Origin of the sequence: Streptomyces sp. CB03234 (assembly GCF_001905885.1) — a bacterium.
Lineage (GTDB): Bacteria > Actinomycetota > Actinomycetes > Streptomycetales > Streptomycetaceae > Streptomyces.
Window position 1 is genome coordinate 301,486 of sequence record NZ_LIYH01000008.1, and the last position, 17,452, is coordinate 318,937.

14 protein-coding genes are annotated in these 17,452 nt (G+C 73.9%); 5 read left to right on the top strand and 9 right to left on the bottom strand.

The genetic code is table 11. From position 1 onward, the window contains the following. The 6 genes from AMK26_RS32185 to AMK26_RS32210 form a co-directional block, all read right to left on the bottom strand. Nucleotides 1-732 (bottom strand): class I SAM-dependent methyltransferase, encoded by a 732-nt coding sequence (locus AMK26_RS32185; protein ID WP_073759114.1) that lies wholly within the window; start codon nt 730-732, stop codon nt 1-3. Beyond that, nucleotides 729-2,027, bottom strand: a complete 1,299-nt coding sequence (locus AMK26_RS32190) for a condensation protein (RefSeq protein WP_073759116.1) — start codon at nt 2,025-2,027, stop codon at nt 729-731. The genes AMK26_RS32185 and AMK26_RS32190 overlap by 4 nt, the downstream gene beginning before the upstream one ends. After that, nucleotides 2,024-6,466, bottom strand: a complete 4,443-nt coding sequence (locus AMK26_RS32195) for an alpha-(1->3)-arabinofuranosyltransferase domain-containing protein (RefSeq protein ID WP_079277915.1) — start codon at nt 6,464-6,466, stop codon at nt 2,024-2,026. Before AMK26_RS32195 ends, AMK26_RS32190 begins: the two co-directional genes overlap by 4 nt. Continuing rightward, nucleotides 6,463-7,191 (bottom strand): class I SAM-dependent methyltransferase, encoded by a 729-nt coding sequence (locus tag AMK26_RS32200; RefSeq protein ID WP_073759118.1) that lies wholly within the window; start codon nt 7,189-7,191, stop codon nt 6,463-6,465. Before AMK26_RS32200 ends, AMK26_RS32195 begins: the two co-directional genes overlap by 4 nt. Next, entirely contained in the window at nt 7,188-8,471 is a 1,284-nt protein-coding gene (locus AMK26_RS32205) for a glycosyltransferase family 4 protein (RefSeq protein ID WP_073759120.1), read from the bottom strand. Before AMK26_RS32205 ends, AMK26_RS32200 begins: the two co-directional genes overlap by 4 nt. Before the next feature lie 213 nt (nt 8,472-8,684). Further along, entirely contained in the window at nt 8,685-9,647 is a 963-nt protein-coding gene (locus tag AMK26_RS32210; protein WP_073759122.1) for a DUF3068 domain-containing protein, read from the bottom strand. A gap of 180 nt (nt 9,648-9,827) precedes the next feature. Here AMK26_RS32210 and AMK26_RS37465 point away from each other — a divergent pair, with 180 nt between their 5' ends. From AMK26_RS37465 to AMK26_RS32230, 4 genes are all read left to right on the top strand, one after another. Further along, the gene (locus AMK26_RS37465) at nt 9,828-9,980 is read left to right on the top strand and encodes a hypothetical protein (protein WP_179166682.1); all 153 of its coding nucleotides are present in this window, start codon (nt 9,828-9,830) and stop codon (nt 9,978-9,980) included. 6 nt (nt 9,981-9,986) lie between these two features. Further along, nucleotides 9,987-11,246, top strand: coding sequence for a helix-turn-helix domain-containing protein (locus AMK26_RS32220; protein WP_241838168.1), 1,260 nt, complete (start codon nt 9,987-9,989; stop codon nt 11,244-11,246). Nucleotides 11,247-11,478: 232 nt separating this feature from the next. Beyond that, on the top strand, nt 11,479-13,476 hold the full coding sequence (locus AMK26_RS32225) for a discoidin domain-containing protein (protein ID WP_443333204.1): 1,998 nt from the start codon (nt 11,479-11,481) through the stop codon (nt 13,474-13,476). Between the two features lie 21 nt (nt 13,477-13,497). After that, a complete protein-coding gene (locus tag AMK26_RS32230) occupies nt 13,498-14,577 on the top strand; it encodes a lactonase family protein (protein ID WP_241838169.1) in 1,080 nt (359 codons plus the stop codon). 98 nt (nt 14,578-14,675) lie between these two features. On the opposite strand, the gene AMK26_RS32235 is transcribed toward AMK26_RS32230, so the two are convergent. Further along, on the bottom strand, nt 14,676-15,506 hold the full coding sequence (locus AMK26_RS32235; protein WP_198944216.1) for a hypothetical protein: 831 nt from the start codon (nt 15,504-15,506) through the stop codon (nt 14,676-14,678). A gap of 58 nt (nt 15,507-15,564) precedes the next feature. Continuing rightward, nucleotides 15,565-15,792 carry a hypothetical protein gene (locus AMK26_RS32240; RefSeq protein WP_073759128.1) on the bottom strand — a complete coding sequence of 76 codons (228 nt, stop codon included), beginning with the start codon at nt 15,790-15,792 and terminating at the stop codon, nt 15,565-15,567. A 202-nt stretch (nt 15,793-15,994) separates the two neighbouring features. Between AMK26_RS32240 and AMK26_RS32245 the strand changes: the two genes are divergently transcribed. Beyond that, on the top strand, nt 15,995-16,510 hold the full coding sequence (locus AMK26_RS32245; RefSeq protein ID WP_143608680.1) for a hypothetical protein: 516 nt from the start codon (nt 15,995-15,997) through the stop codon (nt 16,508-16,510). Nucleotides 16,511-16,534: 24 nt separating this feature from the next. Here AMK26_RS32245 and AMK26_RS32250 read toward each other — a convergent pair whose 3' ends face one another. Further along, entirely contained in the window at nt 16,535-17,416 is an 882-nt protein-coding gene (locus AMK26_RS32250) for a diacylglycerol/lipid kinase family protein (protein ID WP_073759130.1), read from the bottom strand. Nucleotides 17,417-17,452: the final 36 nt, after the last annotated feature.

Below are 17,452 nucleotides of genomic sequence, written 5' to 3' on the forward strand. Positions count from 1 at the left end.
TCACCGGGCGCGCCGGGCGTGCACCAGCAGGATCGAGGCCGCGCTCGGCACCGCGCAGGCCAGCCGGTCCAGCGGGCGCAGCGCACGCGGTACGCCGTGGAAGGGCGCCCCGGCGACGCGGACGACCCGGAACCCGGAGGCGGTCAGGAACTCCCGCAGGGCGCGGGCGGTGTAGAGGCGCAGGTGGCCCACCACCTCCGAGCCGGGGCGGCCGTGGATGCCGCGCAGGCTGACCTCGGAGAACACCGGCTGGACGCCGGCGAGGAGGAGGGCACGGTTGTACCAGGCGGCCAGGTTCGGGGTGGACAGCATCAGGTGGCCGCCGGGTGCCAGGACGCGGCGCAGCTCGTCGAGCGCGCTGTCCGGGTCGACGAGGTGTTCGACGACCTCGCTGAACAGGACGGCGTCCACCGCCCCGTCCGCGAACGGCAGTCCGCCGTCGCCCAGTTCGCCGCGCACGACCGTGCCGATGCGGGGCGCGGCCCGGCGCAGCGCGTCCTGCGACCAGTCGACGCCGATGATCCGGTGGCCGCGGAGCAGGGGGGCCGCGACGGCCGCGGCGGTGCCGTCCCCGCAGCCGACGTCCAGGACGGTGGCGCCGGTCCTGTCCCGCAGGGCGTCGGCCAGCATGTGTGCCTGGCGGCGGCTGCGGGCGTCACCGGAGGCGACGGGGACGGCCGGGTTCTCGTAGAAGTCCCGCAAGCCGGGCGCGGGGGGCCGCACCGTGGTCATACGGTCCCGCCCGTCTCGTCGAGGTGCTGGGCGAACAGGTCGCGCAGCCGGGTGCCGTCGTCCGGGCCGAGCAGCGCGGCCGACCAGCGCAGCGCGAGGTGCAGCCGGCCGCCGGTGCTGGCCGTGGTGACGGTCAGGCCGCGCGGCATGCGCGCCGGGGCGGAGAACCAGACGGCCCGCGCCGTGCCCACCCCTTCGCCGAAGTCGAGCGGGTAGGGCACCCGGCCGATGTTGCTGAGGAGTGTGGTGGACGTCCACGGTGCCAGGGCACGGCGTGCGGTGCGCGCCATCAGGGAGCGGACCGCCACCGGCAGGACGGGTGCGGTCAGCAGGACGGCGCCACGGCCGAGTTGGGGGCGGTACAGGGCCTTCAGCGCACGGGTGCGGGCGGCGGTCAGCCGGAGCAGGTCGGCCGTGGGGAGCGCCAACTCGCGTGGGGTGAAGGGGACTTCCACCAGGCGGGTGCCGTTGCCGATGGGCATGTCCATTCCGCGTGGCCGGTCGTCCACGGGCATGGTGATACGCATCGGGCGTGGCCGGTCACGCCCCTGGTTCCACCGGGCGATCATCCGGGCCGTGGCCACCATGAGCTGGTCGTTGACCGTGTACGGGGCGTCCTTGGGCCGCTCGGGTACGCCCAGTTCGGTGACCAGCATGCCGTTGGCGGCGTGGCCGGGGCCCGGGGTTCCCCGGGCGACCCGCGCCACCCGGGCGAAGCCGGTGCCGCCGGGCTCGGGGAACAGGCCGCGCGGCGCGCCGTCGGCCGGGGGCCGTACGGGGGGTGTCGCGGGCGAGTTGTCCCGGCCGCCGTAGAGTTCCGCGGCGGTCGCCAGGACCCGGAGGCAGGCGGGGCCGTCCAGTGCCGTGTGGTTGATGGTGAGGACCAGGACGCGGTCGACGATCTCCAGCCGTACCGGCGGGGACACGGTGAGGGGCGGGGCCTCGCTCAGGGCCCGCTGCCTCGCCCGCTCCAGCGCGCCGGGTCCGGGGGCGGGTACGGAGACGACCTCGGCGCCGGTGTCGGGGCCGGCGGTCAGCTCCCACGCGTACCGCCGCCGGTACCAGGGCCCGGGCGCCTCGCGCATCAGGATGCGCGGGTGGCGCCGGAGGGCCTCGGTGAACGCGGCGCTCAGCCGCGCGGCATCGGGACGGCCCGGGAGGTGCACCTCGATGTGGACCGTCTCCGGCTCCTGCGGGGTCAGGCAGTGCCGGGTCACCTCGTCGACCGTGGAGAAGGGCACCCGGACGAGCGGCTCGCGGCCGCCCTGCCGGGCCGGGTGGTGCAGTGCCGTCATCGGCCGGTTCCCTCGTCTGGCGGGCGTGGTGCGGACGTTCGCCGCCGCTGTGGCAGCGGGGTGGTGCGCGGGTCGGGCCGCGTGTCCGGCGCCGGGGGCGGGGCACCGTGATCCGCGCCGGCCTGTGCCGGTGGCGTACGCCCGCTTCGCGGCGCCTCCCCGGTGGCCGGGGGCCCTGGTGCGTGCCCCGGGGCCCCGGAAGCACGCGTGTGAGCGGGACCGTTGGGGCCGCCCGTACCGCCGGGACCCGCCTGCACACCCGGGCCACCCGGGCCACCGGCGCCACCCGGGCCACTGCGTGCCGCCCGCCGCCAGGTCGCCCGGCCCGTGGTCACCACGGCCGCCGCCAGTGCCGTCACGGCGAGGAACTGGGCCACCGGCCCGAACGCCCCCTCCCGTGCCGACGGCAGGGCGCCCGCCTCCCAGGCCGCCACGATGCCCGCCGCGCCCATGGCGGCCAACGCCACCGGCACCAGCAGCGAGCGCCGCAGGTGCGCGATCACGGCGAGGACGGGGACGACGAGCGCCGCCCATCCGGCGACCAGCGCGACCACCACGGTCAGCGCCACCACCCCCAGCACGGGCCCGGGTGCCGGGACCTCGCCCGGTTCGGCGGCATCGGAACGCCGAGCACGCCCCAGGAGCAGCACCAGCCCCACCAGCACCAGGACGCCCACCGCACCTCCGATGAGCCCGGCGACGTACCACCGCGCCGGGGCGAACTCCAGCCGCACGGTGCCGCCTTCGCCTTCCGGGATCAGGAAGCCCTGCTGCCAGCCGTCGATCCGTACCGGTGTCAGGTCGCGCCCGTCCAGGGTGGCGCGCCAGCCGTCGTTGTGGTTCTCGAACAGCTGGAGGTACGAGGCCGGGCCGGTACCCACGTCCAGGGTGCGCCGGTCGCCCGACCAGTCGCCGACGGTCAGTTCGCGCCGTTCCGCCGCCGTGGCGGGGGCGGGCGCCCGGCCCCGGGTGAGGGTCAGGTCGGTGATGGCGAGCGGACCGGTGTCCCCCGCCTCCACCTGGTGGGTGCCGGCGGCCAGCCGGGCGGTGCCGCCGCTTTCGGCGCCCGCGCACAGGGCGACGTCGACCGGGCGGCGCTCGGTCAGGTCGCGGAGCTTGCCGCGGGCGGTGGTCGCGTGCAGCGTGCCGTCGATGGACAGCACCGGGCCCTGGCCGCAGGGCAGCTCGAATGCCGTGTCGGGGTCCGGCTGCGGCACCCGATACGCGTCGAGTGCCGGTACGTACACCTCGCTGAGCCCGACCGGCAGTTGCAGCCGGCCGTCGGCGACCGGGTTGTGCAGCGTCAGCGGCGCGGTCCGGGAGATGGTGATGTCGAGCCGGTCGGTCCTGATGGGCTGGAAGCGGGCGAGGCCGTTCTCGTCCACCGAGGCGGTCGCCGCGCCGTCCGGTGAGCTGATCTCCACCTGCTGGGCGCGGGTGGACAGGCCTCCCGCCGGTGCGAACACGATCTCCCCGACCGCCCGTTTCTCCGGCCACCGCAGGTGGATCACCGCGCGCTCCCCGGCGATCCACGCCGTGGTGAGGTCGCCGTCGACGAGGTTGCGCGGGCTGAGCGACGAGCCGAGCCGGGCCGTCGAGTCGGCGGTGGCGGTGAGCTTCCTGCGCTGCTCGGGTGCCAGCCGGTACAGCAGCTGGTCCAGTGCGTCGCCCGGTACGGGCAGCGCGGTCGCCCGCAGCGCGTACGCGCCCGGCGTCCGGGTCAGGAACTGCCGGTGCAGCCCGACTTCGGCGGACGCGGGCGACAGGCCGCCGGGGTCGCTGCCCCGGTGCAGGGCGTAGACCTCCTGGGGCGCGCTCTCCTCGCCCGCGGTGTCCTCCGGGAGGGCCAGCAGCCGGGTGACCGTGACGCCGGGGATGTCGACGGACGAGAAGCCCGCACCGATCAGGCCCGGCCGGCCCTGCTGGGCACCCTCGATGGTGATCTTCAGGTGGCCGCTCTCCCCCGCCGGTACCCGCACCGTCTGCGGCGTACCGTCCGGCCGGAGCGGACTGACCTCGCTGCCCCGCTCGGTCTCGACCCGTACGGAGGTGGCCGCCGCGCGCAACCCGCCGGAGGGCAGCGGTGTCAGCCGGATCGAGCCGGGCAGGGACAGCTTCCGCTCGAAGTCGACGCGCAGCCACTGGCCGACCGGGGAGTCGGCGCCGCCCTCGGTCCAGGCGGTGTCGGGGTTGCCGTCGAACGCGTTCACCGGGTCGTACTGCGGCAGGTGGAACAGCCAGTTGCCGCTGCTCGACGCCGTGACGGACGCGGCTCCGCGCAGCACGGCCGTCGTCTGGTGCCGGATGTCGTCCACGGGCAGGATCTGCCGGGGCGGGCGGCCCGGGTCCTGGACGCTTGCCGAGGGATTCCGCTCCGTCGCCGTATAGGTGTACGAGGTGTTGGTGTTGACCAGCCCGAACCGGGTGTCCGCGCGCCGCAGTCCGTCCCCCACGGCCCGTACGGGCGGTGTGCCCACGCCCGGGGTCGCGTCGCCGGCGAGTACGGCGGGCCGGTCGCGCATCAGCGGGTCGGCGGACAGCCGCAGCAGGGACTCGGGGCCGCCGCTGACGACGGCCGTGTCCGCGACGGGCTTGACGGCGGCCCGGCCGGGCCGCTGGACGGCCCGCGGCGGTTCGTAGATCTCCACTGCCTGCCGGCGGGGGTAGAGGCCCTCGATCTGTACGGGGGTGTCGTCCGGGATCCGCCCGCCGGTGAGGACGGGGCCGAAGCCGGTGATCCGCCGGTAGCCGGAGGCCTCCAGCGTCCGTTCGACGGTCTGCGGCGGGACGTAGCCGATCTGGTCGGGGTCGAGGTCGTTGCGTACGACGACGTAATGGAGCCCCGCCCGGTGCAAGTAGTCGCTCAGGCCCGGCACTTCACCGCCGGACAGCAGCGCCTGCTCCACGGCGTCCATCGCCCGCCGGTTGCCGGGCGTGCCGAACGGCACGTAGTCGCGTTGCGCCCACGGGGATTCGGCGAGGACGTCGAGGGGCTGGTCGATGGTGGTGCCCCAGGTGTGTATGCCGTGGGCGGTCGCGGGGACGACGAGGGCGCGGGTCGTGGGCGAGTGCTCCTTCAGCCAGTCGGCGGTGCGCTCCCAGTGGGTGGGGAGCTTGCTGAAGGCACCCGGCTGGAGGATGCTCCCGTTGACGTACGGCAGGATCAGGCCGGGCAGGACGAGCGCGGCGGCGACCAGCGGGACGTACGGCCGCCGGCGTGCCGCGCGCAGGCCGCGCCGGCGGGCGAGGACCGCGGTGAGGTGGGCGAGCCCGAGGACGAGGGCGAGCGCGAGGCCCGGCTGGAACTTGTAGATGTTGCGGAACGGTACGAGCCAGCCGTTCAGCCAGTCCTGCACGGTCCCGTGGAAGAGCCCGCCGAGCGGGCCGCCGTACCCGGCCAGGGTCACCAGGGCCACGGACAGCACCACGAGCAGGAGCCAGCGCCGCTCCGGGATGTCGCGCCGGGCGAGGCCCGCCAGTCCGAGGGCGGCGGCGAACGCCGAGCAGAGGACGGTGAGGACCGAGGTCGCCACCGTCCAGCCGGCGGGCAGCCATGCCTCACCGAAGTGGAGGTAGGCCACCCAGTTGCCCGCGCCGCGCAGCAGTTCGGTGGCGGACATGGTGGCCGTCGTGGTCTCGGACTGCTCGACGTACGGGAGGAAGTTCTCGCCGTACAGGCCCAGCAGGAGCAGGGGGATCACCCACCAGGCGGTGGCGAGGAGCACCCCGGGGATCCACCAGGCGAGCAGGGACCGGCGCCGGGGGCCAGCCGGCCGGCTGAGCAGGTACAGGCCGACGGGCAGCAGGGAGGCGAGCGTGGAGGCCGCGTTGACGCCGCCCATGAAGGGGATGAGCAGCGCGGAGCGCAGGGCGGCGGCCCTGGCGGGGGTGCGGGGGTCGGTGAGGGGCAGGAGCACCCAGGGCAGCAGGGCTCCTGGCAGCGCGGCGGCGGACGTGGAGCCGATCACCACGGTGAAGGTGGGCCACAGCGCGTACGCCACGGCGGCGAGCAGCCGGGTGCGGGCGGTGCCGGTGTCCAGCCGTTCGGCGAGCCGCAGCGCGCCCCAGAAGGCGGTGGTCACGATGATCGACAGCCACAGCCGCTCGGCCAGCCACACCGGGACCTGCGCCAGGTCGGCGAGCGCGTAGAACGGCAGCATGGGGAAGGCGTAGCCGACGTACTGGTCGAAGATCCCGCCGAATCCGGCGCGGTGGTGCCAGAGCTCGCCGAGGTCGGCGAGGAAGCGCAGCGGGTCGAGTGCAACGCCCAGCTTGGTGTCGAACGTCATCCTGCCCGGTGACACGGCCAGGAACGCGAGCAGTACGGCGGCCCAAAAGCCCCACAGCCAGCGGCGCGACCGCGGCCCGCCGGCCGGTTCGGCGGCGGGCGGCGCTCCGGGCGCGGGCGTGTGGGGAGGCGCCGGGATGGTGGTGGTCATGGGCACCGCCGGAGGATGAGGAGGAGGTTCCAGGTGGCGAACTCGCGCAACAGCGGCACCCTGGTCACCAGGCCGGGCAGGAACGGCCAGTAGCGTGCCCGGGCGGAGACCACGGTCACGTCGTCACGGGCCCGGACCTGGCGCAGGGTCGCGCCGACGTGGACGGGAAAGAGGTTCTCGCCGAGGACGTGCTTGGCCGGGCGCCCGGTCCGCCGCTCGTAGCGGCGACGGGCTCGTTCGGCGCCCAGGTAGTGCCAGGGGGCCCACTCGTGACCGCCCCAGGGCGAGAGCCAGTTGGTGAACGACACGTAGATCAGTCCGCCGGGGCGGGTGACGCGGATCAGTTCGCTGAGGAAGGTGCGCGGGTCCGCCACGTGCTCCAGGACGTTGGAGCAGAAGCAGATGTCGGCGGTGCCGTCGGCCAGCGGCAGCAGGTACCCGTCGGCGACGACGGCCCCCTCGGGCGGCCGCCGTCGCGCCGCCGTCAGCTCGCGCGGCTCCGGTTCGAAGAGGAAGCCCTGGGCGCCGCGCCTGCGGAACTCCTCGGTGAAGTGGCCGCCTCCGCCGCCCACGTCGACGACGACCCGCCCGGCGAGCGGCTCGTACCGCTCCACCTGGTCGGCCGCGTCCCGGGCCAGGAGCTCGTAGAAGCCGCGAGGGTCGGACGGTTCGCGGAGGAAGCCGCGGAAGAGGGCCAGGGACCGGCGCAGGGAGGGGTCCTTCATTCGGCTCGTCCGACAGGCGCCCGGCGCAGATCCGCGCGGTCGTGGGTTCCCGCGTCGGGGTCGCCCGGGGCGTGCGCGGTGGCGCCGTCGCGCCCGGTGGCGCGGTGGCGCGCCGTGACGCCGCCCGGCCGCCCGGCCGTCCCGTGGCGGGCAGCGGCCTCCGTCGCGACGGCCCGGAAGCGCCGTACGGTCGTGGCCCACCGGTAGCGCTCCGCCCGCACGGCGGCGGCCCTGCCCATGGCTTCACGCCGCTCGTGGTCGAGGGCGAGCGCGCACCAGGCGGCCGCGAAGGCGCTCTCGCCGCGTACCAGCGCGCCGGTCACGCCGTCGTCCACGGAATCCCGCAGGCCCGGCACGTCGAAGCCGATCGAGGGTGTGCCGCGCGTGGCCGCCTCGGTGACGACGAGGCCCCACCCCTCGACGGCGGAGGGGTGCAGGAGCAGCCAGGACGCGCACAGCAGCCGGTGCTTCTCCTCGTCGGACACGCGGCCCGTGAAGACGACGCCGGGGCCGGCGAGGGCTTCGAGCCGGCGGCGCTCGGGGCCGTCCCCGACGATCACCAGCTCGCCCCCCGTGACCGGCCGCACCCGTTCCCAGAGCCGCAGCAGCAGGTCGATGCGCTTGTACTCGACCAGCCGGCCCACCGCCAGGAACATCGGCTGGGCCGACCGCGGGGTCCGGCGCCCCGGCTCTTCGACGCCGTTGTGCACGACGCGGATCCGGCCGGGGTCGACGCCCAGCGCGCCGAGCGCCGACGCGGTGGACTCGGAGACGGCCACCAGGAGGTTGTCGCGCTGGGCACCGGACAGCGCCCAGCGTTCAAGCCGCCGCCCGATGCCCGCCGCGGGGCGGGGGTAGCGCATGCCCCACAGCTCGGTGTGCACGTGGTTGACCAGGCAGAGGGTGGGCCCCCGGTGCCACAGCGGGGCGAGGTAGGGCAGGCCGTTGCACACCTCGACGAGCAGGTCGCAGTCGCCCACGTGCCGGGTGAAGGCGCTGGGCGCCCGGAGGAAGTGGCCGAGGTCTCCGCCCGCCGAGACGACCCGGTAGTCGCGGTACGCGGCCGGGCCTCCGCACAGCAGGGTGACTTCGTGGCCCAGTGCCGTGAGGCCCTCCGCGAGCCGGTCGACGAGCAGTTCGGAGCCGCCCGCGGCGGGGTTGCCGAGGTCGCGGCGGGAGAGGAAGACGACGCGGCGAGGGGGACGGACAGCAGCGCCCTGGGACGACCGGGCACCGGGGGGAACGGCCGCGGTCAGTGTGGGGGGTACGTGCTGGGGCATACGAGCTCCAACTCGTTCGGGTCGATGACCGGATGTCGGTTGCTCCCGGGCCGGCAGAGCGGTCGTCGGCACCGGGTGGGGGGTGGAGCAGGTCATGGGGCGCCCGGGGAAGCGGATGTGGCGGTGCGGTGGGTTGGTCAGTTTTCGCCAACTCCCTCGGCACAGCTACTCACCTGGGTGACAAATTTCGACCGATCAGTGAGTGACGTACCGTCACATCGCTGGTCCGGCAGGAGAGTCGCGCCGCCCGCCCCGGACCAGCAGCACCGCCCCTGCGGCCGTCAGCAGCGCGCCGAGGACGGCCGCGCCGAGGGGCGCCGCCTGACCCAGCAGGCGCAGCTTGCGGTTGTCGGCCGAGGCCAGCGCCACCTGGGCGCGCTGGGTGGCGGGGGTGAACTCCATGCGCCGGCTGTCGAGGAGCACCACGGCGTCCTTGGTGGAACCGGGTGCGCGCAGCACCTTCCGCGGCCCGATCGCCGCGTTCATGATGCGGCCCGTCCGCCGGTCGACGACGAGTTCGATGCCGTGGTTGGAGTACCACTCCTCGGCGAGGACCTGGGGCCGGCCAGGTTGTCCCACCAGCCGGCCGGGCACCAGCCGGGTGCCCGTCTTCGCCGGTTCCACCCGGCCGGTGAAGCGGTAGCCCTCGTACCCCTGGACTTTCTGCGTCCCGTCGAAGCGGAGGGTCACGGTGGACCCGAGTGTGCCGTCCCACCAGCGGTAGGACCGCTTCTCCACGTCGAAGGGGAACTTCAGGTAGGCCTCGCCGTCGAAGGTCGGCGTCTCCTGGCAGCAGTGCACGGGCTCATTGGTGCGCCGGTCGGTGACCCAGCGCTCCAGCGTCCACTGGAGCGAGTCGTGCGTGGCCGCGGCGGGCAGGGTGTGCTCGGCGTCCACCGAGGTGGAGACGTCCCAGACCGCCCGGCCGCTGCGGACGCTGTCGGCCACGTCACCGCGTACCTGGCGGGTGATGGTCAGCGGGCGTCCGGTGACGGTTTCGATCCGGCGGGTGTCGAAATAACTGCCCGTACCGGTGAAGACGGTGACGGTGTCGACGTCGACGGGGGTCACTTTGGCGCGTGGCTGGACGTACCAGACCAGTAAAGGCGCGAGGACCAGCAGGAAGACACCGGTACCGAGAAGGATCAGGGACAGGGGCGAAGCGGTGCGACGCATTGCGGACACTCCGTTGGGGGCCGGGGCGGGACTGCGCGGCGTACACGTGCACTGGCGTATGGGCCGGGAACCGTAGGGGTCCTCTTGACGGGCTGTCAATGCACTGGTGCCATGGGGTCGTCGCCGTTCGGGGTGGCGGACTCGTGGTGGGGTTCCAGCGTCAGAAAGGCCGACCCGACCATGCCCAGACTGCTCGCCGCCGCCCTCACCGTGGCGGTCGCCGCGGCTCTCGCCGTGGGAGCGGCCCTCGCCATCGTGGCCCTGCTCGACACCACCCCGGAACAGCCCAATGTGCCACTGATCAGCCATGAGACGGCTCTGCCCCGGGGGTGACCCGAGTTGACCGGAGTGGACACGCAAGGCCTGCGGGCGCCGGCCGGTGATCGTTCGGCCTGGGCGGACCTGCCGCACCGGCAGGTGCGCGAGTTCGCCGACCGCGCCATGGCCGAAGTACCCGCACTCGCCCAAGAGATCCTGGACACGATCTGCCGCGAGCATCCCCGGATGCCGCTCCTCGTCGACGACTCCGGCGAGCTGGTCGCGCTGGTCGGCATCCGGCGTGCCCTGGAGGAGTTCCTCCAGCACCTCGTCCGGGGTTCCGGCAGCCCCCAGCTGCACCTGGAGGTCTTCCAGGACTTCGGCCGCGGGGAGGGTCAGCAGGGCCGCACCCTCGACTCCCTCCAGGCGGTCTACCGGCTCGGGGTACGCCTCGCCTGGCGGCGGCTGGCGGAGATCGGCCATGAGGCCCGGATCCCGCCTCCGGCGATGTACGACCTCGCGGAGGCGGGCTTCGCCTTCCTCGACGGCCTGGTGGACCAGACGGTACGCGGCTACGCCGAGGCCGCGGCCCGCCAGGCCGGTGAACGGCTCAGGCTGCAGCGCAAGTTGACGCAGGCCCTGCTCGGCGAGCGCCGCCCTGACCGGTCCCGTCCCCTGGAGGAGCACGCCGCCGCCCATGCCGCCCGCATCGGCTGGACCCTCCCGCAGCGGGTGGCCGTGGGGGTGCTGCTGCGCCCGGCCCGCGACTGCGTGGCACCGGCCGTGGGGGCGGAGGTGCTGCTGGACATGGAGAGCGAACGGCCGCTGCTGTTCGTACCGGATCCGGCGGTACCGGGCCGCTGTGAGCAGTTGCACCGGGCGCTGCGGGGCTGGACGGGGGCGATCGGTCCGGCCGTCCCGCTGGGGGACGCGGCGGCCTCGCTGCGGTGGGCGACGGAGGCGATGGGCCTCATCGAGCGCGGCCTGCTGCCGTCGGGCGAGCTCCTGCACTGCACGGAGCACATCGACGCCCTGGTCCTGCTCCCGCCCGAGGAGCTGATCGAGGCGCTGGCCGACCGGTGCCTCGCCCCGCTCGCCGACCGCGGGCCCACCCAGCGCCGCCGCCTGGCCGAGACCCTGCTGGCCTGGCTGGAAACCCGGGGCGGCGCGCCGGAGGTCGCCGCGCGGCTCGGGGTGCACCCGCAGACGGTCCGCTACCGGATGCGGCAGATCAAGGAGCTGTGGGGTGACGAGGTGGAGGATCCGGACCGCCGCTTCGAACTGGAGCTGGTCCTCCGGGCCCAGCGATTACAGGGACGCCTGTCGCTGCCCGGCCGCTGAACCGGCCGGCCGGCGCGGCATGCCCCTGCCCGGCTCTTGACTGCTCCGGTGACAGCCGCGATCCTCCTCGCACAATTTATGCGAACATGACAATCACCGCTGAGGCTCGGGACTTGCCCGCGCCCGGCTCCTCGACGGTGCCGCCCTCGTCCGGACATGGGTGATGACCTTGCTGCGACGCTCGCACGCCAGGCTCAAGGGTCTCGCGGTGCTGTCCCTGCTCCTCTCCCTCATGGCCCTGGGCCCCACCCCCGCGGGGGCAGGCCCGTCGGCCGGCCCCGGATGGTGGGACCCGGTCGCCCGGCCCACGCCCGACTCCCGCGTCGACGTCACCGGGGAGCCGTTCAAGGGCACCGACGCCCAGGGCCGGGTGCGGGGCTTCGTCGACGCGCACGACCACCTGATGTCCAACGAGGCCTTCGGCGGCCGGCTGATCTGCGGCAAGCCCTTCTCGGAGCTCGGCGTCGCCGACGCGCTCAAGGACTGCCCGGAGCACTACCCCGACGGCTCCCTCGCGGTCTTCGACTTCATCACCAAGGGCGGCGACGGCAGGCACGACCCGCACGGCTGGCCGACGTTCAAGGACTGGCCCGCCCATGACTCGCTGACGCACCAGCAGAACTACTACGCCTGGGTGGAGCGCGCCTGGCGCGGCGGCCAGCGCGTGCTCGTCAACGACCTCGTCACCAACGGCGTCATCTGCTCGGTCTACTTCTTCAAGGACCGCGGCTGCGACGAGATGACCTCCATCCGCCTCCAGGCACGCAAGACGTACGAGATGCAGGCGTACGTCGACCGGATGTACGGCGGGCCCGGCAAGGGCTGGTTCCGGATCGTCACCGACTCCGCGCAGGCACGCGCGGTGATCGAGCAGGGCAAGATGGCCGTCGTCCTGGGCGTGGAGACCTCGGAGCCGTTCGGCTGCAAGCAGATCCTGGACGTTCCCCAGTGCGGCAGGGACGACATCGACCGGGGTCTGGACGAGCTGCACGCGCTCGGCGTCCGCAGCATGTTCCTGTGCCACAAGTTCGACAACGCCCTGTGCGGGGTCAGGTTCGACTCGGGCACCCTCGGAACGGCCATCAATGTCGGCCAGTTCCTGTCGACGGGCACCTTCTGGAAGACGGAGAAGTGCACCGGGCCCCAGGCCGACAACCCCATCGGTCTCGCACCGGCGGCCGAGGCGGAGAAGAAGCTCCCGCCGGGCGTGACGGTCCCCTCGTACGCGGCCGACGCGCGCTGCAACACCCGGGGGCTGACCGCGCTCGGCGAGTACGCGCTGCGCGGCATGATGCGGCGGGGGATGATGATCGAGATCGACCACATGAGCGTGAAGGCCACGGGCCGCGTCCTGGACGTCCTGGAGTCCGAGTCGTACCCCGGTGTGCTCTCCTCGCACAGCTGGATGGACATCGACTGGACGGAGCGGGTCTACCGCCTCGGTGGCTTCATCGCCCAGTACATGCACGGCGCCGAGGCCTTCACCGCCGAGGCGCGGCGCACCGACGCCCTGCGCGAGAAGTACGGAGCCGGCTACGGCTACGGCACCGACATGAACGGCGTCGGCGGCTGGCCGGCGCCCCGCGGCACGGACACCCCCGACCCCGTGCGCTACCCGTTCCGCAGCGCCGACGGCGGCTCGCTCATCGACCGGCAGACCACCGGCGAGCGCACCTGGGACATCAACACCGACGGCGCCGCCCACTACGGCCTCGTGCCCGACTGGCTGGAGGACATCCGCGTCACCGGCGGCCAGGACGTCATCGACGACCTCTTCCGCGGCGCCGAGTCCTACCTCACCACCTGGGGCGCCTCGGAGCGCCACCGCCCGGACGAGAACCTGGCGGCCGGCTCCACCGTCACGGCCAGTACGTCGGAGTGGAACCCGTTCACGAGTCACGCCCCCGCCCGCGCCGTGGACGGCGACCCGGGCACGCGCTGGGCGAGCGACTGGCGCGACCCCCAGTGGCTGCGGATCGACCTGGGAACCACGCGTGCGGTCGGGCGGGTCACGCTCGACTGGGAGCGCGCGTACGCCAAGGCGTACCGGATCGAGGTGTCCGCCGACGGCGACGACTGGCGCACCGTCCGGTCCACCACCGCCGGGGACGGCGGCCTGGACACCGTACGGTTCTCCGCCGTACCGGCCCGCTTCGTCCGCGTCATGGGACTGGAACGCGGGACCGGATGGGGCTACTCGCTCCATGAGGTCGGCGTGTTCAGCCGCTGACGCCGGCCGGCCGTGCTTACAGTGCCCAGCCAGTCCGTCAGGAACGGCAGAGAGGGCATCGGCGTGCAGTGGGCGTACATCGGCTCGTTCACCTCGGGGGGCGGCCGCGGCATCACGGTCGCGGCCGTCGACCCGGCGACCGGGGCGCTGACCCCGCGTACGAGCGTCGACACCGTGGTCAACCCCTCGTGTCTGGCTCTGGCCCCCGGGACCGGGGTGCTCTACGCGGTGAGCGATACGGAGCCGGGCGCGGCCGCCGCGTTCCGGGCCGGGTCGGACGGCAGCCTCACCGCCCTCGGCCCGCCGGCCGACGTCGGCGGCTTTGGCCCCACCCACCTCATCGTCGCCGGGCGCAGGCTGCTCACCGCCAACTACGGCTCGGGCAGCGTCAGCAGCCTCGCGGTGGGGCCCGACGGCAGCCTCGCCGGTCCGCCCGCCGTACTCGCGCACCGGGGCTCGGGCCCCGACCCCGACCGGCAGCAGGGTCCGCACGCCCACCAGGTGCTGCCCGACCCCGGCGGGCGATGGGTGCTCAGTGTCGACCTGGGCACCGATTCGGTACGGGTCTGCGCGCTCGACCCGGCCTCCGGAGAGCTCCGGCTCCACACCGAGACCGCGCTCCGCGCCGGGTCGGGGCCGCGGCACCTCGCCTTCCACCCGGACGGCGAGGTGGTGTACGTCCTGCACGAGCTGGAGCCGCAGATGACCGTCTGCCGTTGGGATCCGGCGTCCGGGCGCCTGGAACCGCTGGCGGAGGTGGCGATCGATCCCGAAGGCGCGTCCGAGGGGGACCGGGTCCACCCCTCCGTCGTCCGCGTCTCGCGCGACGGGCGTTTCGTCCGGGCCGCCGTGCGCGGCAGCAACAGGGTCCTGACGTTCTCCCTCTCCGACGGGGCGGAGAAACCACGGCTCACCGGCAGCGTGGATTGCGGTGGCGTGTGGCCGCGCGACCTGGTGGCGGATCCGTCCGGACGCCGGCTGTACGTCGTCAACGAGTGGTCCGGGGACATCACCTGGTTCGACGTGGACACGGACAGCGGACAACTGCGCCACGTCGGCGCGGTGGCGGTGCCGGCCGCCGCGTGTGTGGTCTTCTCCTGACCTCCGGCATACCTGTCCCCCGACCGTTCGGCGGCCCGGGACCGGGCCGGGAAACAGCCGGCGCGGCCGGTCAACGGCCGTGCCCGCAAAAGCTCCTCCTAGGTTCGGCCGGGCTGGTCAGGCAGCGCTTCCACGTCCTCCCTGGCGTATCGCCCCAGGGCTCCCGGTCGGATTCCGAGGCGCTCGGCGGTCACTTCGAACTTCCCGACGGGCCAGCCCAGAAGTGCCGCCGCTTCCTTGGTCGTCAGGCTGGCCGCGATCCAGGCATGGCGCTCGCGGACCGTGGCGGTGATCTGCTCCTCGGCGAGCCCGTCGAGATCGCCCACCGCGTACATGGGATGTCCCTTGAATTCGGCGATGGGGCGCAGCAGTCCGCGATCGGCCAGGGCCTGCACATCCACGCGTTCGACTTCCATCTGCGTGCGCCGGGAGAGGTGCTCCGCCGCCTTGATGGACCCGAGACCGGGATGGTCGCCCACGGCGGCGCGGATTTCTTCGACACGGTCCGGCAGAGTGGCGGCCACGGTGTACGACCAGCGTTTGTCGTCCACGTCCGGGGGCGGGATCACGCCGTGCTGAACGGCACGGGGCACCTGCCAGTTCTCCAGGCCCAGCCATTTCGCCAGCTGGATCGGTCCGAAGGCCCGCCCCCTGGCGCCTTTCCCGCTGTTGGCCCTCCCGAAGCCCGAACCCGCGGCCCCCGGAGCCGGTGCGGTCGCCGAGGCCTGTCCGCTGCCTCGGCCGCCCAGCGCGGACACTATCTCCTCGATGCGGTCCGGCAGCGTCTTGGCCAGCGTGAGCGACCACCGCTCGTCGTCGATGTCAGGGGGCGGTATCAGTCCGCGCGCCTGGGCCCGGCGCACGTCCCTCGGTTCCAGCCCCAGCCAGTCGGCCAACTGGATCGGCCCAAAGTCTCGTTCCCTGGCCATGTGCCCCTCCCCGTACGTCGGTTCCGCCGACGATCACTCTATGCGGCGGGTCCGACAGTCAGGAGGACGCGCGGGCGCCCGGCTGGATCGAGGCCTTCGACTGCACCGTGTCGACGGTGTGCACGGCCTCGTCCAGTACATGCTGTCCGAGCTTGCCGTCGACTCCCACCTGGACGCGGTCGATCAGGCCCTCGTTGAGGGATTCGGCGTGGGCGGTCCCGCAGACCGACAGGGCGGCGCCGGTGAGGGCGAGCGTGGCCAGGGGGCGCTTGCTTGTACGTGGCATGCCCGGCCAACGATCCCTGCCGGGCCGGTCACGGCGCCGGTCGCCCGTCCGGGGGAACCGGCGGTCGGCGCGCCCCGGGCGGTCCCCCGCGATCGGGTGCCGTTCAGTACGACTAGTGCGCGCGGGCGGATGACCCGCCCTGCTGCGGGGCAGCGACACACCGGCTGGTCCTCAGCCCTCGACACGCCCCTTGGGGATGACCATGAAGAAACCTCTCCTCGCCTGCCTGGCCGCGGTTCTCACCGCCGCCGTGGCCACCGGCGGGTACCTCGCCCTCCAGCACGTCACCGACCCTTCCGAGCCGGTCCGAACCGTCACCGCCTCCTACGACCCCGGCGCGGCCCGTGACGTGGCGAGCAGCGCCGACGACGTCTTCCACGGCACGGTGGTACGCCTGACCGGCCGGCGGACCATCGCCGAGATCCCCTCCCGGCTGTACGAGGTGCGCGTCGGGCACGTCTTCAAGGGCGGCCTCACGGGTACCGTCACGCTCACGCAGCCGGAGGGCCATCCCACCCTGGAGCCGGGCGGGAAGTACGTGTTCGCCACCACCTCGTGGCACAACGAGGACAATGAGCACGGCCTCCTGTCGGGCACCCGCCCCTACCCGGCCCCCGACCTCACGGCACCGGTGCTGGGCACGCCGGCCCGGGCGGGGGTGACCGTCGCGGAGTACTGGCGGGACGCCGTGGACGGGCGGACCGGCTCCTCCCGTTGACGCGGCGCGTTCACCGCGGCGCGTTCAGCACAGCACGTTGAGCGCGCCCGGTCGCACCCGGGCCGTGACGGGGAGCGTCGCGTCGACCTCACCGTCCGTGCCGTAGGGGAGGTCGCGGTCGGCCTCGATGCGGACCTCCTTGCCGCGCAGGACCTCGACCTGTGGCCGCCGCAGGTGCGCGCCGGTCTTGAGCTCGTTCATCATCGCGAAGAAGAGCCGTTTCGGGGCGTGCTGGATGACGACGACGTCCAGCAGGCCGTCGTCGACACGCGCGTCCGGCGCGATGCGGCGGCCGAAGCCGTAGAAGGCGGAGTTGGCGGCGACGACCGTGTAGCCACGCCGTTCGTGCGTCGTGCCGTCGACGGTGATGCGGTACGTCGCCGGCCGCCAGCCGGCCACCGCGCGCGCCCCGCCCGCGTAGTACGAGGCGGAGCCGCGCAGCAGCCGGGACTGGTTGGCGTACCGGTTGGCCAGCGCGTCGACCCCGGCGTACACGCTGCCGAGCACCGGGACCTTGGGGTGTACGGCGGATTCGGCCTCGATGGTGTCGACGGCGCGTGGTGCGGCGTGCAGCAGCAGGTCGGCCAGGGCCGGGGGTTCGGTGGGCAGTTCCAGGGCCCTGGCGAAGTCGTTGCCGCGGCCGGACGGGACGAGGCTGAGGACCGCGTCGGTGCCGCTGAGTACGCCGCCGACGGCGCCGGCCATCCCGTCGCCGCCGACCGCGAGCACCACGTGCCCCTGCGCGGCGGCCTGCCGCGCCAGCTCGCGGGCGTGGTCGAGGCTGCGGCTGTAGCGGGTGTCCAGTCCGGCTCCCGCCTCCCGCAGGAGCCGGGCCACGGGCAGCAGGGCCGCCGTGCCGCTGGAACGTCCCGCGGCCGGGTTGACGACGGCGGTGAACTGTCGCATGTGCGCGCCTCCGTAGGGCAGGTCGGGGCAGGGGCG

Excerpts from the sequence above, each read along its gene's own strand:
- AMK26_RS32185 (WP_073759114.1), bottom strand. The coding sequence starts at position 732 with ATGACCACGGTGCGGCCCCCCGCGCCCGGCTTGCGGGACTTCTACGAG.
- AMK26_RS32190 (WP_073759116.1), bottom strand. The coding sequence starts at position 2,027 with ATGACGGCACTGCACCACCCGGCCCGGCAGGGCGGCCGCGAGCCGCTC.
- AMK26_RS32195 (WP_079277915.1), bottom strand. The coding sequence starts at position 6,466 with ATGACCACCACCATCCCGGCGCCTCCCCACACGCCCGCGCCCGGAGCG.
- AMK26_RS32200 (WP_073759118.1), bottom strand. The coding sequence starts at position 7,191 with ATGAAGGACCCCTCCCTGCGCCGGTCCCTGGCCCTCTTCCGCGGCTTC.
- AMK26_RS32205 (WP_073759120.1), bottom strand. The coding sequence starts at position 8,471 with ATGCCCCAGCACGTACCCCCCACACTGACCGCGGCCGTTCCCCCCGGT.
- AMK26_RS32210 (WP_073759122.1), bottom strand. The coding sequence starts at position 9,647 with ATGCGTCGCACCGCTTCGCCCCTGTCCCTGATCCTTCTCGGTACCGGT.
- AMK26_RS37465 (WP_179166682.1), top strand. The coding sequence starts at position 9,828 with ATGCCCAGACTGCTCGCCGCCGCCCTCACCGTGGCGGTCGCCGCGGCT.
- AMK26_RS32225 (WP_443333204.1), top strand. The coding sequence starts at position 11,479 with ATGGCCCTGGGCCCCACCCCCGCGGGGGCAGGCCCGTCGGCCGGCCCC.
- AMK26_RS32235 (WP_198944216.1), bottom strand. The coding sequence starts at position 15,506 with ATGGCCAGGGAACGAGACTTTGGGCCGATCCAGTTGGCCGACTGGCTG.
- AMK26_RS32240 (WP_073759128.1), bottom strand. The coding sequence starts at position 15,792 with ATGCCACGTACAAGCAAGCGCCCCCTGGCCACGCTCGCCCTCACCGGC.
- AMK26_RS32245 (WP_143608680.1), top strand. The coding sequence starts at position 15,995 with ATGAAGAAACCTCTCCTCGCCTGCCTGGCCGCGGTTCTCACCGCCGCC.
- AMK26_RS32250 (WP_073759130.1), bottom strand. The coding sequence starts at position 17,416 with ATGCGACAGTTCACCGCCGTCGTCAACCCGGCCGCGGGACGTTCCAGC.